This is a genomic window from Listeria goaensis (assembly GCF_900186125.1).
GTDB lineage: Bacteria > Bacillota > Bacilli > Lactobacillales > Listeriaceae > Listeria > Listeria goaensis.
This window is the reverse complement of sequence record NZ_FYBQ01000004.1, coordinates 131,209-145,080: the sequence shown is the minus strand read 5'-3', so window position 1 is coordinate 145,080 and position 13,872 is coordinate 131,209. Positions and strand designations below refer to the sequence as shown.

The window sequence follows — 13,872 nt, the reverse complement described above, 5'->3', positions numbered from 1 at the left end:
CTTTCAAAATTTACTAAAAAATCGCAAAAAATACTTGATTTTCATCCAGATTCAAGTAATATTATGGATAATACAAAAATTCACACTATAATAAAAAAAGGATGGGGGTCCTCGTATTGGTTTATCTGCAAAAGCAAGACAAGGAAGTTTTTGATGCGATTCGTTTAGAACTTGGAAGACAAAGAAATAACATTGAGTTAATTGCATCTGAAAATTTTGTTAGCGAACAAGTGATGGAAGCTATGGGATCGGTACTGACAAACAAGTATGCAGAAGGATATCCGCGTAAACGTTACTATGGTGGTTGTGAGTACGTGGATATTGTGGAGGACTTAGCAAGAGATCGTGCCAAACAATTATTTGGTGCTGAATATGCCAACGTGCAACCGCATTCCGGAGCACAAGCGAATATGGCCGTTTATCAAGCTGTATTAACGCCTGGGGACACTGTTCTAGGGATGAATTTAGCGCACGGTGGACATTTAACGCACGGAAGCCCAGTTAATTTTAGTGGCTTATTGTACAATTTTGTTGAATATGGTGTGAGTAAAGAAACGAAGCAAATTGATTATGATATTGTAAGAGCAACAGCGTTAGAACACAAACCAAAAATGATTGTCGCAGGGGCAAGTGCTTATCCGCGCGCCATTGATTTTGCGAAATTCCGTGAAATTGCGGATGAAGTGGGCGCATACTTAATGGTAGACATGGCGCATATCGCTGGTTTAGTGGCGGCAGGCCTACATCAAAATCCTGTAGAATATGCCGATTTTGTAACGACAACCACACATAAAACGTTGCGTGGCCCACGCGGCGGTCTTATTTTGGCGAAAGCTGAATGGGAAGCAAAAATTAATAAAGCCATCTTCCCAGGCATTCAAGGTGGTCCGCTAATGCACGTCATTGCTGGTAAGGCGGTTGCTTTTGGCGAGGCACTTCAACCAGAATTTAAAACGTATGCGGCACGGATTATTGAAAATTCGAAACAGCTTGCTAAGACGCTTGAGGAAAATGGGGTTCAAGTTTTAACTGGCGGCACGGATAATCATTTATTACTCATTGATTTAAATCAGTTGGGAATTACAGGCAAGGCAGCCGAAGAGGCGCTTGATAGCGTTGGAATTACGGTCAACAAGAACGCCATTCCATTTGAAACGGAAAGTCCGTTTGTAACGAGCGGCATTCGTGTTGGGACAGCAGCAATCACGACACGTGGCTTTGACACGGCCGCAACGCAAATCGTCGGTGAGCTTATTGCCAAGGTCTTGCATAACTTAGAGGACGAAAGTGTCCTAGAGGAAGTCGGAACGCAGGTAAGCGAATTAACAAGCCAATACCCGCTCTATCCGGAGCTTTAAACAGTATAAAGAAGTGGATCTTTTCGGTCTGCTTCTTTTTTTTGTTAAAAAGTAATAGTTTTTTGTATTGCACTCGTGCGATGTTCTGATACAATAATGTAGAGGTAATTTTTGAATTTAAAGGAGAGAGAAGAAAATGGCGGAAGTACATGTTTTAAATCATCCACTTATCCAACACAAATTAACGATTATTCGAGATAAAGATACGGGGACAAAAGCGTTCCGTGAACTTGTTGACGAAGTGGCAACTTTAATGGCTTATGAAATTACGCGCGATATGGAACTGGAAGAAGTGGAAGTGGAAACGCCAATTCAAGTGACAAAAGCGAAATCACTTGTAGGGAAAAAACTAGGCGTAGTCCCCATTTTACGCGCAGGACTAGGACTTCAAGATGGCATTCTAAAACTGATTCCAGCAGCGAAAGTCGGACACGTCGGTCTATACCGCGATCACGACACACTTGAGCCAGTTGAATATTTTGTTAAGCTACCATCTGACGTGGAGGAACGACTTTTCATCGTCGTGGATCCAATGCTTGCAACAGGTGGCTCCGCAATTATGGCCATTGATGCACTTAAAAAACGCGGGGCTAAAAACATGAAATTTATGTGTCTTGTCGCTGCACCAGAAGGCGTAAAAGCCTTGCAAAAAGCGCATCCAGATGTGGAAATCTACATTGCTGGATTAGATGAAAAACTAAACGAAGAAGGCTACATCGTACCTGGTTTGGGCGATGCAGGAGATCGTTTATTCGGAACGAAATAACCTAAGGAGTCTGTATGATGAAAAAGATTAAAGTCATGAGTGTTTTTGGAACACGACCAGAAGCGATTAAAATGGCGCCGCTCGTTTTAGCATTAGAAAGCGCACCCGAAAAATTCGAGTCGACGGTCGTTATTACCGCGCAACATCGAGAAATGTTAGATCAGGTACTTGAAATCTTCAAAGTAAAGCCAGACGTAGATTTAAACATTATGCAAGCAGGCCAAACACTTAGCGACATCACGTCGCGCGTTCTATCTGGACTAGTTGAGGTTATTCGCGAGCAAAAGCCCGATATCGTGCTCGTTCACGGAGATACAACGACAAGTTTTGCGGCGGCACTAGCAGCCTTTTATGAGCAAACCGCTATCGGACACGTTGAAGCAGGCCTAAGAACATGGAACAAATATTCACCTTTTCCAGAAGAGATGAACCGCCAGCTAACGGGCGTAATGGCTGACTTGCATTTTTCACCAACAGAAACATCGAAAGAAAACCTTTTACGCGAAAATAAAGTAGAAGAAACGATTTTCATAACAGGGAATACCGCAATCGATGCACTGGAAACTACCGTTCAAGACAACTACAGTCATCCGATTCTGGATAAATTAGGCGACAACCGTCTTATTCTTATGACCGCGCACCGTCGCGAAAATTTAGGTGCCCCCATGCAAGGCATGTTTGAAGGAGTGCGCCAAATCGTCGAGGAAAGAGAAGATGTTGAGCTTGTTTATCCGATGCACAAAAACCCTGCAGTGCGCGAAAAAGCAATGGCGATTTTAGGTGGCCACGACCGAATCCACCTCATTGAACCGCTTGACGCAATTGATTTCCATAACTTCTTAAAGAAAGCCTACCTTGTATTCACAGATTCCGGCGGCGTCCAAGAAGAAGCGCCTGGCATGGGCGTTCCCGTCCTAGTCCTGCGCGATACAACTGAACGCCCCGAAGGAGTCGAAGCCGGCACGCTAAAGCTAATTGGTACCGCAAAAGAATCGCTAATCAAGGAAGCTCTTCTTTTGCTCGATTCTAAAGAAGCACATGATAAAATGAGTCAAGCGGCCAATCCGTATGGTGACGGAGAAGCCTCCAAACGGATTTTAGAAGCAATTTCGCATCATTTTAATGGGACGAAGCGCCCAACTGATTTTAAAATATAAGATTTAAGCGACTACGTTTTGTGGTCGCTTTGATGTAGAAACAAAATGAAACCGCATTATTGTTACAGATGTGTTACATGATCAGATTTGACTAGAGGTTTTGGTGAACATGTGATAAGATGTTCAATGTTATAAACTAGAGAGCCCAAAAAACTAGCTTTTCATTTAACCTAGGGATAGAACGCTGTAAAGCATTCATACGAATCCCGCCGGCACTTGTGCTGACAGAATTTAGAGGATGCTTGGGCGTTATATAATTAGGATGATGAATCATGGTTTTTTCCGTTCTTTTATTGGGAAAGAACTTTTGGTTTGCGTTGTTTGCAAAATAATGAAGTCTTTTGCCAATATAGGTGAAAGCTTTTTTTATTTTAGCGTTGTTTGTGAAAATAAACACGATACGAAATCAAATTATAGCACGGTTCTTTTCAGCGAATCGGAGGTGTTTATTTTTGGTAGATTCCTTGTAAATGAGATTTTTAGCTTTTTTTAACAAAAACGCAGTCAAATATTTTATGCCTTCGCTAGATTATGGTACTATTATCTAGTAAGAATATGATGGTTTTGTGAAAGTATATTGACTTTTCCCTTTTTTCTGTTGTATTCTTAGAACTGACACGCTGATAAGGCTTTCATGTGTCGCGAGGAAATAAAAATAGTTGTAAAATGTGTCTGTTTTCACAAAGTTTTACAACTTGCTCCGAATGATGAAGCAATTTGGGAAATACAACTGAAACAGAAAGGACTGCAACTACATGTTAGAATCGCTAATAGGAATGTACCATCGTCATCAGAAGTATCTTGTTATTTTTATTGCTCTATGCCTCATTGGATGGTTTCTCACGCCATATGTACATATTTTCTTAGGGCTAAAACTGGGACTAATCGTTGGCTGGTTTAATTACTGGCTGCTCATGAGACGGACGCAGGCAATGACAAGGGCACTGGCTGAAAACAAAAGATTTTATGGTATGGGAACAACAGCAAGAATGGGGAGTATGGTACTTGCGACAATGATCGCAACTCAAATTCCTGAATACTTTCATATCTATAGCGTGATAATTGGTCTAGGGATTGCCTATGCAGTCATCTTTTTAGATTTCATACTCTATTCCTTATATCGGAGAAAAAAAAGTTAACAAAAAGAGAGGGGTGAACCAAATTGGAAGAAAACTTTCCCGTGGTCCGTTTCTTAGGATTAGATTTCAATTTATCTAATGTCCTAATGATTTCTATTACTTGCATTATCGTTCTAGCAATTGCTATTCTCTGTACACGGAACTTAAAACGCCGGCCTACAGGAAAACAAAATTTCATCGAATGGGTGATGGATTTTGTGCGCGGTATTATCAACAGTAATATGGACTGGAAAACTGGTGGAAGATTTCATGTGTTAGGTATTACTCTAATAATGTTTATTTTCGTGGCAAATATGCTGGGGGTTATTACTTCCGTTTCTGTTCACGATGAAGTATGGTGGCGTTCACCCACAGCTGATCCAATTGTAACTTTAACACTTGCCATTATGGTATTGGCACTAACTCATTATTATGGTGTTAAAATGCGAGGATTCAAACATTATTTTGTGGGCACATACTTTAGCCCAATGAAATTTCTATTTCCATTAAAATTAGTGGAAGAATTTGCCAACACATTAACACTTGGATTGCGGCTCTACGGTAATATATTTGCCGGTGAAGTTTTGCTTACTATTATCGCAACACAACTTGCGCATATTAATGTGTTTACCGGAGTTCTTGCTATTATTCCGGCACTTGCATGGCAAGGGTTCTCAGTATTCATCGGAGCAATCCAAGCCTATATTTTCACAATGTTAACAATGGTTTATATGTCACACAAAGTTAGTGATGAACATTAAGCAATTCGTATAAATTAAAAATAAAACAAGAATTTGAGGAGGATATTAATTATGTCTTTAGGTGTTATTGCAGCTGCAATCGCAGTAGGTTTAGGTGCACTGGGTGCAGGTATTGGTAATGGTCTTATTGTTTCTAAAACAGTCGAGGGGGTTGCTCGTCAACCAGAAGCTCGTTCCATGCTACAAACAATCATGTTTATCGGTATCGGTTTGGTTGAAGCCCTTCCTATCATCGCAGTCGTAATTGCGTTCATGGTACTGAATAAATAATCAGTCATCAAAGAAAATCGGGGAATCTCACCCCGTTTCTTTGAGTAAACGAAATGCGAGGTTTTTAGCGAATGTTTGGAAAGGAGTGAAACAGACGTGTTACAACCACATTTAGTCTTAGGTAGTTTTACAGTCGGTGATAGTTTCTTTACGTTATTCACATTTGCACTTCTATTGGTTCTCATTCGTATTTTTGCATGGAAACCACTTATGAATGTGATGAAAGAACGGGAAGAACACATCGCTTCAGAAATAGATTCTGCAGAAGAAAGTCGCACACAAGCGGAAAGCTTACTTGCAGAACAACGCGAAGTACTAAAACAAGCACGTGTTGAGTCGCAAACTATGATTGAAAATGCCAAGCAACTTGGTGAAAAAGAGCGCGAAGAAATCATTAAAGCGGCACGTCAAGAATCAGAACGATTAAAAGAAGAAGCCAAAACCGAAATCGTTCGCGAAAAAGAAGATGCTATTTCTGCACTTCGTGAACAAGTCGGCTCTCTATCCGTTCTAATTGCATCGAAAGTTATCGAGAAAAATCTGGATGAAAAAGCACAAAGCGATTTGATTCAAGATTACATCGAAAGGCTAGGCGATGACAAATGAGTAAGGATTTGGAAGTTGCAAGTCGCTATGCCACGGCTATTTTCCAAGTAGCTGAAGAAAAGAATCTTGTTGCACAGTTTAAAGAAGAACTTTCCACCGTGAAAGAAGCTTTAACGACGAATCCAGATTTTGTAAAACTACTTGAAAATCCGACACTTACGACTGAGCAAAAGAAAAGTCTTGCCAGCGCCGTTTTTAAAGATGTTAACGAAACGCTTCGAGATTTTATCTTTCTATTAATTGATCGTGGTCGTGAAGATTATTTAATGGTCATTGCCGACGTCTACGCGGCGCGTGTAAATGATTTAGAAGGTATAGCGGAAGCAGATGTTTACTCTGTTGTCCCACTTTCTGACGCAGAACAAGCAGCTATTTCGACAGCTTTTGCGAAAAAATTAAATAAGAACAAACTTCATATTCGAAATCATGTAGATAAATCCTTATTAGGTGGCATCCGTGTGGTTATCGGAACCCGTATTTATGATGATAGTCTAAAAACGAAATTAAAGGACATGGAACGGCAAATAAAAGCCTAGTTCCCGTTTTAACGAGGGGTGAAATTGATGAGCATTAAGGCTGAAGAAATCAGCTCCATTATTAAGCAGCAAATCGAGAACTATCAAAGCGAATTAAAAGTAAGTGAAGTAGGAACTGTTACTTATATCGGTGATGGTATCGCGCGTGCTCATGGACTTGATAATGCAATGGCCGGAGAACTATTAGAATTCTCAAATGGTGTAATGGGTATGGCCCAAAACTTGGAAACAAATGATGTCGGTATCATCATTTTAGGCCCTTACACTGAAATTCGTGAAGGCGATGAAGTTCGTCGTACAGGTAAAATTATGGAAGTACCAGTTGGTGATGCGCTCATCGGGCGTGTTGTTGACTCACTAGGACAGCCAGTTGATGGCCTAGGCCCAATTGAAACAACAGGTACCCGTCCAATTGAAGCAGTTGCACCAGGCGTTATGCAACGTCAATCAGTTTCAGAGCCACTGCAAACTGGTATTAAAGCAATTGATGCCCTTGTGCCAATTGGTCGCGGACAACGTGAACTTATTATCGGTGACCGTCAAACGGGTAAAACATCCGTTGCCATTGACACCATTTTAAACCAAGCTGACCAAGATATGATTTGTATTTATGTCGCAATCGGCCAAAAAGAATCAACAGTTCGTACAGCTGTTGAAACTTTACGTAAACATGGTGCGCTCGACTACACAATTGTAGTAACCGCGGCCGCATCACAACCAGCGCCTTTACTATATCTAGCTCCTTATGCTGGTGTAGCAATGGGTGAAGAATTCATGTATAACGGCAAGCACGTTTTAATCGTATATGATGATTTATCCAAACAAGCGGCAGCTTACCGTGAACTTTCCTTGCTACTTCGTCGTCCTCCAGGTCGTGAAGCTTATCCAGGGGATGTTTTCTACTTGCATTCCCGTTTGTTAGAGCGTGCAGCAAAACTAAGTGATGCACTTGGTGGTGGCTCCATTACAGCTCTTCCGTTTGTTGAAACACAAGCTGGGGATATTTCCGCTTATATTCCAACAAATGTTATCTCTATTACTGATGGACAAATCTTCTTGCAATCTGACCTATTCTTCTCGGGCGTAAGACCAGCGATTAATGCCGGACTTTCAGTATCCCGTGTTGGTGGATCAGCGCAAATTAAAGCTATGAAAAAAGTTGCCGGAACACTTCGCCTTGATTTAGCCGCTTATCGTGAGCTAGAATCCTTCTCACAATTCGGGTCAGATTTAGATGCAGCAACGCGTGCCAAGCTAGAACGTGGTAAACGCACAGTTGAAGTGTTGAAACAAGATTTACACAAACCTTTAAAAGTAGAAAAACAAGTTTTAATTTTATATGCATTGGTGCACAACTATCTGGACGATATTCCAGTTCATGACGTTCTTCGTTTTGAGTCCGAAATGAATACATGGTTCGACCATAATCGTTCTGAATTACTAGAAGAGATTCGTACGACAAAATCTCTTCCTGATGAAGAAAAACTAGATAGCGCACTAAATGAATTTAAAAATACTTTTGTTCCAAGTGAGGAAAAATAAATTTTTTCGAATTGGAATATAAAAGGTGGTGAAAATCTTTGGCATCTTTAATTGATATAAAACAACGAATTACATCGACGAAGAAAACCAGTCAAATTACGAAAGCGATGCAGATGGTATCGGCTTCGAAACTTGGAAAAGCGGAATCAAATGCTCGTGCTTATGCGCCTTACGTTTCCAAAATCCATGATGTTGTCACGCATATTGCTGCGACAGGAAACAGTTCCGACCATCCCATGCTAGTTTCAAGACCTGTCAAGCGAACAGGTTACATCGTGATTACTTCTGATACAGGGCTCGCTGGCTCGTACAATAGTTCTGTAATTAAAGAAGTATTCCAAGAAATTTCGACCAAGCATAGTTCTAGTGAAGAATATGCGATTATCGCGATAGGGCGTAATGCCCGTGATTTCTTCAAAACACGCCAGATGAATATTGTCCTTGAAGTTCAAGGAATCTCAGATCATCCAGCATTTGCTGAAATCAAAGATATTGCAAGTAATGCCGTTCAAATGTTTGAAGACGGTGTGTATGATGAAGTATTTGTTTACTACAATCATCACATTAACTCGATTTCAAGCGAGCTTCGCCGTGAGCAATTACTTCCGCTCACACAGTTCAAAGATGCAAGCGCAGAAACCGAAAAAGATTTAACCGTCTACGAATTTGAACCTTCCGAACAAGAAATTCTAGAAGTTCTACTACCTCAATATGTAGAAAGCTTAATTTTCGGGGCGCTACTCGATGCCAAGGCAGCTGAACACGCTGCTAGAATGACTGCAATGAGAAGCGCGACTGATAATGCACAAGATTTAATTGGTGACTTGTCACTTCAGTATAACCGTGCTCGCCAAGCTGCGATCACACAAGAAATTACCGAAATCGTTGGTGGTGCAGCCGCGCTCGAATAGTAAGCTATTTGAAACGACTTAACCTGCGAAACCGTAAGTAAGGAGGAAAAATCGCATGACGAAAGGACGAGTAATCCAAGTAATGGGTCCAGTTGTAGACGTTAAATTTGATGGCGGAAATTTGCCTGAAATCTACAATGCCCTTACAGTGGAATATCAAACTCAGTCAAAAGAACAAGCTACAAATCATCTTACTTTAGAAGTTGCTATCCAATTAGGAGATGATGTCGTTCGTACAATTGCAATGGCATCCACTGATGGAATTCAAAGAGGTATGGAAGTAGTGGATACAGGCAGCCCGATTACGGTACCTGTTGGGAATATCACGCTAGGTCGTGTATTTAATGTTTTAGGAGATACAATTGATTTAGATACCCCAATTTCGAATGACGTTGTACGCAACAAAATTCACCATTCAGCACCAACTTTTGACCAACTATCCACAACAACAGAAATTCTTGAAACAGGAATTAAAGTTGTAGATTTATTAGCACCATACGTAAAAGGTGGTAAAATCGGCTTGTTCGGTGGAGCCGGCGTAGGTAAAACAGTACTAATCCAAGAGCTTATCCATAATATCGCTCAAGAACATGGTGGTATTTCGGTATTCGCTGGTGTTGGAGAACGTACGCGTGAAGGTAACGACCTTTACTTTGAAATGAAAGATTCTGGTGTTATTGAAAAAACAGCCATGGTATTTGGCCAAATGAATGAGCCACCTGGTGCGCGTATGCGTGTTGCTTTAACAGGTTTAACAATTGCTGAATATTTCCGTGATGTAGAACACCAAGATGTTCTATTATTCATTGATAACATTTTCCGTTTCACCCAAGCTGGTTCAGAGGTTTCTGCCTTGTTAGGGCGGATGCCATCTGCCGTAGGTTATCAACCAACTTTGGCAACTGAAATGGGTCAGCTTCAAGAACGTATCACGTCTACAAATGTAGGCTCGGTTACTTCTATTCAAGCGATTTATGTGCCAGCCGATGACTATACGGATCCGGCTCCGGCAACGACCTTTGCCCACTTAGATGCAACAACAAACCTTGAACGAAAATTAACTGAACAAGGTATTTATCCAGCGGTAGATCCGCTTGCTTCTACTTCACGTGCGCTTTCTCCAGAAATTGTTGGAGAAGAGCATTATGAGGTTGCAACTCAAGTACAACAATTATTGCAACGCTACAAAGAATTGCAAGACATTATCGCGATTCTAGGTATGGATGAATTATCTGATGAAGATAAGCAAGCTGTTGCACGTGCGCGTCGCGTTCAATTCTTCTTGTCACAAAACTTCCATGTTGCTGAACAATTTACAGGTCAATCCGGTTCCTACGTTCCTGTAAATGAAACAGTAAAAGGCTTTAAAGATATTTTAGCTGGTAAGTATGACCACATTCCTGAAGATACTTTCCGTTCAGTAGGACGTATCGAAGAAGTTTTGGAAAAAGCTAAAACTCAAGGAATCGAAGTTTAATAAAAACAGGAGGAGATACGTGTGAGTGAACTAAACGTTAGTATCGTTACTCCAGATGGCCCTGTTTATGAAGGTAAAGCAAATATGGTTATCGCCAGAACCAAGGCCGGTGAACTCGGTATCTTACATGGTCACGTACCACTTGTAGCACCACTTAAAATCGATGTTGTTCGATTGAAGCAAGAGTCAGGTGAAGAATGGATTGCTGTTAATGGTGGCTTTATGGAAGTGAACGGCGAGGAAGTCAATATTCTGGCTGATACTGCCGAGCGTGAACAAGATATTGATATTGATCGTGCAGAGCGTGCGAAAACGCGTGCGGAAGAACGATTACAACAAGCTAAAGATCAAAAAGTGGATGAAATCATGGCTCAAGTTGCTTTGCAAAAAGCCATTAACCGAATTCACGCGAAAAAACATTAAATCTGTAAAGTCCCATTATTAAATGGGGCTTTTTCGTGTCTTTTTACTGCTTTTTTTGGTAAGATGAACAAGTGTTTATTTTCTTAATAAAGGTGTGTTTAATTTGTACAACGTTGTCATGGAACAACCAGCAACTATCATTATTTCTCATCTCTTGTTCATTGTTATCGTATTTTGGGCATTGCAAGCTGTTCGGTATGAGAAATTTATCAGTAAAAATCGAGTGATTCAAGCAAGGCTCTTATTTGCAATTCTCTCTATTGTTATTGGTTATTTATTAAGCAGTTTCTTCTTAGAGTTTTTATCAGCATTTAAGCAACTTACGCAATTACTTTAATGAAATGTTTAGAAATTGTGAAATCGGTAAATAAACATAGAGTATAGATTGTTTTTTAGTTAAATTATGTTGATATTTGAGTGGCAATGATGTTAAAATGATTTAGATGTGTATTAAATTCCATATAATTAAATTAAAAATAGATTTTTTGAAGTTTGACTAACGCGGAGGGATATATTTTGGAAAAAATGATTGTACGTGGAGGGAAAAAGCTAACTGGTAGCGTAAAAGTTGAAGGCGCGAAAAACGCTGTATTGCCAGTTATTGCTGCTACACTCCTTGCGAGTAAAGGTAAAAGTGTGTTAACGAATGTTCCTAGTTTATCGGATGTATATACAATTAATGAAGTGTTGAAGTACTTACAAGCAGATGTAACGTTTGAAGGCGATGTTGTGACTGTTGATGCAACAGGTGAAATTTCATCTGATGCTCCTTTTGAATATGTCCGTAAAATGAGAGCATCCATTGTTGTTATGGGTCCTTTATTAGCGCGTACAGGTAGTGCACGAGTTGCACTTCCAGGCGGATGTGCAATTGGTTCACGCCCTGTAGATCTTCATTTGAAGGGTTTTGAAGCTATGGGAGCCACGGTGAAAATCGAAAATGGATATATTGAGGCTACTGCTGACCGCTTAAAAGGTGCAAAAGTTTATTTAGATTTCCCAAGTGTTGGTGCAACTCAAAATATTATGATGGCGGCAACGCTTGCTGAAGGAACAACAGTTATTGAAAATGTTGCGAGAGAACCTGAAATTGTTGATTTAGCCAATTTCTTAAACCAAATGGGCGCACGTGTTATCGGAGCCGGTACAGAAGTTATTCGTATTGAAGGTGTACAAGAATTGACTGCAACAGAACATTCTATTATTCCAGACCGCATTGAAGCAGGCACTTTCATGATTGCAGCAGCCATTACACAAGGCAATATTTTTATTGAAGATGCTGTTCCAGAACATATTAGCTCGCTTATTGCTAAGCTTGAAGAGATGGGTGTGCAAATTATTGAAGAAGAAACCGGCGTTCGAGTTATTGGTCCGGAAAAATTAAAAGCTGTCGATGTTAAAACAATGCCGCATCCAGGGTTTCCAACAGACATGCAGTCGCAAATGATGGTCATTCAAATGCTTAGCGAAGGAACTAGCGTGATGACGGAAACAGTTTTTGAAAATCGTTTTATGCATGTGGAAGAGATGCGTCGTATGAATGCAGATATGAAAATTGAAGGGCATTCAGTTATTATTAATGGTCCTGCAAAGCTTCAAGGAGCTGAAGTTGCGGCAACAGATTTACGTGCTGCTGCTGCCCTCATTTTAGCTGGACTTGTTGCAGAGGGCTATACACAAGTAACGGAATTAAAATATTTGGATCGTGGTTATAATGACTTCCATGGTAAGTTGAGAAGCTTAGGCGCAGACATTGAACGTGTTTCAAATGAAGTTATTAATGAAACAGGGTTAGAAGCTATTTTTGCAAAATAATTGCTGAGTGAGAACTTTCTTCTGGAAAGTTCTTTTTTTATTTTAAAAAAAGTTTTCGACTAGAAGTAAATTATGCTATAATTCAAAATGTGAGAGTAGTGACTGTTAGACAACAGAGAAAGGGGTAATAAATTTTGGCTAAAGATGTTGGAATCGATTTAGGAACAGCTAATGTATTAATTCATGTAAAAGGTAGAGGTATCGTAATTAATGAACCCGCGGTAGTAGCCGTAAATAATAAAACTGGGGAAGTCTTGGCAGTAGGAACAGAAGCCTATAATATGGTTGGTCGTACACCAGGTGATATTACCGCCATTAAGCCAATGAAAGATGGCGTTATTGCAGACTTTGATATTGTTCAAGAAATGTTACGTTTCTTTTTACAAAAATTAAATCTAAAAACATTCTTTTCCAGACCACGTATTTTAATTTGTTGCCCAACAAATATTACTTCTGTGGAGCAAAAAGCAATCAGAGAAGTTGCTGAAAAAAGTGGCGGGAAACAAGTCTTTTTAGAAGAAGAACCGAAAGTTGCGGCAATTGGCGCAGGTATGGAAATCTTTGAGCCAAGTGGAAATATGGTTGTTGACATTGGTGGTGGGACAGCGGATATAGCAGTTCTATCCATGGGTGATATCGTAACAAGTCAGTCAGTCAAAGTTGCAGGTAACCAGTGGGATCAAGATATCCTTCAGTACATAAAACGAAAATACAATTTATTAATTGGTGAGAGAACTGCAGAAACATTAAAGATGACTATTGGAACTGCAGTAAAAGATTTGAAAAAAGAAACTATGGATATTCGTGGTCGCGATTTAGTTAGTGGACTGCCTCGAACGGTCACAGTATCAAGTGACGAAGTGGAAGAAGCATTGCACGAGTCATTGCAAAATATCATCCACTCTGCTAAACAAGTATTAGAAAAAACACCACCTGAATTATCCGCGGACATTATTGATCGAGGAATCATCATGACAGGTGGGGGTTCATTGCTCCATGGCTTAGCTGATTTAATGTCAGAAGAATTAAAGGTGCCAGTTTTAATTACTGAAAGTCCACTTGATGTTGTAGCAATTGGAACAGGAGTGCTTCTAGAATCACTAGGTAAAAAGAAACGCGGTTAGAAAGGTGC

At 40.2% G+C, this 13,872-nt stretch carries 14 protein-coding genes and 1 pseudogene; all 15 read left to right on the top strand.

What is annotated here, in order from left to right:
- Positions 1-116 precede the first annotated feature (116 nt).
- The 15 genes and pseudogenes from glyA (at position 117) to mreB (ending at position 13,864) form a co-directional block, all read left to right on the top strand.
- Complete coding sequence (gene glyA / locus CFT42_RS07030; protein ID WP_088809706.1) at positions 117-1,358, top strand: serine hydroxymethyltransferase; 1,242 nt, start codon at positions 117-119, stop codon at positions 1,356-1,358.
- 136 nt (positions 1,359-1,494) lie between these two features.
- The gene (upp, locus tag CFT42_RS07025; RefSeq protein ID WP_088809707.1) at positions 1,495-2,124 is read left to right on the top strand and encodes a uracil phosphoribosyltransferase; all 630 of its coding nucleotides are present in this window, start codon (positions 1,495-1,497) and stop codon (positions 2,122-2,124) included.
- A gap of 17 nt (positions 2,125-2,141) precedes the next feature.
- Positions 2,142-3,281, top strand: coding sequence for a non-hydrolyzing UDP-N-acetylglucosamine 2-epimerase (gene wecB / locus CFT42_RS07020; RefSeq protein ID WP_088815784.1), 1,140 nt, complete (start codon positions 2,142-2,144; stop codon positions 3,279-3,281).
- A gap of 755 nt (positions 3,282-4,036) precedes the next feature.
- A pseudogene (locus tag CFT42_RS07010) lies at positions 4,037-4,437 on the top strand (ATP synthase subunit I).
- Positions 4,438-4,443: 6 nt separating this feature from the next.
- Positions 4,444-5,160, top strand: a complete 717-nt coding sequence (gene atpB / locus CFT42_RS07005) for a F0F1 ATP synthase subunit A (protein ID WP_088809711.1) — start codon at positions 4,444-4,446, stop codon at positions 5,158-5,160.
- A gap of 51 nt (positions 5,161-5,211) precedes the next feature.
- Positions 5,212-5,430 (top strand): F0F1 ATP synthase subunit C, encoded by a 219-nt coding sequence (atpE, locus tag CFT42_RS07000; protein ID WP_003723467.1) that lies wholly within the window; start codon positions 5,212-5,214, stop codon positions 5,428-5,430.
- A gap of 96 nt (positions 5,431-5,526) precedes the next feature.
- Positions 5,527-6,036 carry a F0F1 ATP synthase subunit B gene (gene atpF, locus CFT42_RS06995; protein WP_088809712.1) on the top strand — a complete coding sequence of 170 codons (510 nt, stop codon included), beginning with the start codon at positions 5,527-5,529 and terminating at the stop codon, positions 6,034-6,036.
- Positions 6,033-6,572: a F0F1 ATP synthase subunit delta gene (locus CFT42_RS06990; protein WP_088815783.1), complete on the top strand. Its 540-nt coding sequence runs from the start codon at positions 6,033-6,035 to the stop codon at positions 6,570-6,572. Before atpF ends, CFT42_RS06990 begins: the two co-directional genes overlap by 4 nt.
- Positions 6,573-6,599: 27 nt before the next feature.
- Positions 6,600-8,114, top strand: coding sequence for a F0F1 ATP synthase subunit alpha (gene atpA / locus CFT42_RS06985; RefSeq protein ID WP_088809714.1), 1,515 nt, complete (start codon positions 6,600-6,602; stop codon positions 8,112-8,114).
- Positions 8,115-8,152: 38 nt separating this feature from the next.
- Positions 8,153-9,025 carry a F0F1 ATP synthase subunit gamma gene (locus CFT42_RS06980; RefSeq protein WP_088809715.1) on the top strand — a complete coding sequence of 291 codons (873 nt, stop codon included), beginning with the start codon at positions 8,153-8,155 and terminating at the stop codon, positions 9,023-9,025.
- Positions 9,026-9,080: 55 nt separating this feature from the next.
- Positions 9,081-10,502, top strand: coding sequence for a F0F1 ATP synthase subunit beta (gene atpD, locus CFT42_RS06975; RefSeq protein ID WP_088815782.1), 1,422 nt, complete (start codon positions 9,081-9,083; stop codon positions 10,500-10,502).
- A 21-nt stretch (positions 10,503-10,523) separates the two neighbouring features.
- On the top strand, positions 10,524-10,925 hold the full coding sequence (locus tag CFT42_RS06970; RefSeq protein ID WP_088809717.1) for a F0F1 ATP synthase subunit epsilon: 402 nt from the start codon (positions 10,524-10,526) through the stop codon (positions 10,923-10,925).
- Positions 10,926-11,028: 103 nt separating this feature from the next.
- Complete coding sequence (locus CFT42_RS06965) at positions 11,029-11,262, top strand: DUF1146 family protein (protein ID WP_088809718.1); 234 nt, start codon at positions 11,029-11,031, stop codon at positions 11,260-11,262.
- Positions 11,263-11,441: 179 nt separating this feature from the next.
- The gene (gene murA, locus CFT42_RS06960; RefSeq protein ID WP_088815781.1) at positions 11,442-12,740 is read left to right on the top strand and encodes a UDP-N-acetylglucosamine 1-carboxyvinyltransferase; all 1,299 of its coding nucleotides are present in this window, start codon (positions 11,442-11,444) and stop codon (positions 12,738-12,740) included.
- Positions 12,741-12,874: 134 nt separating this feature from the next.
- Positions 12,875-13,864 (top strand): rod shape-determining protein MreB, encoded by a 990-nt coding sequence (gene mreB, locus CFT42_RS06955; protein WP_088809720.1) that lies wholly within the window; start codon positions 12,875-12,877, stop codon positions 13,862-13,864.
- The last annotated feature ends 8 nt before the right edge of the window (positions 13,865-13,872 follow it).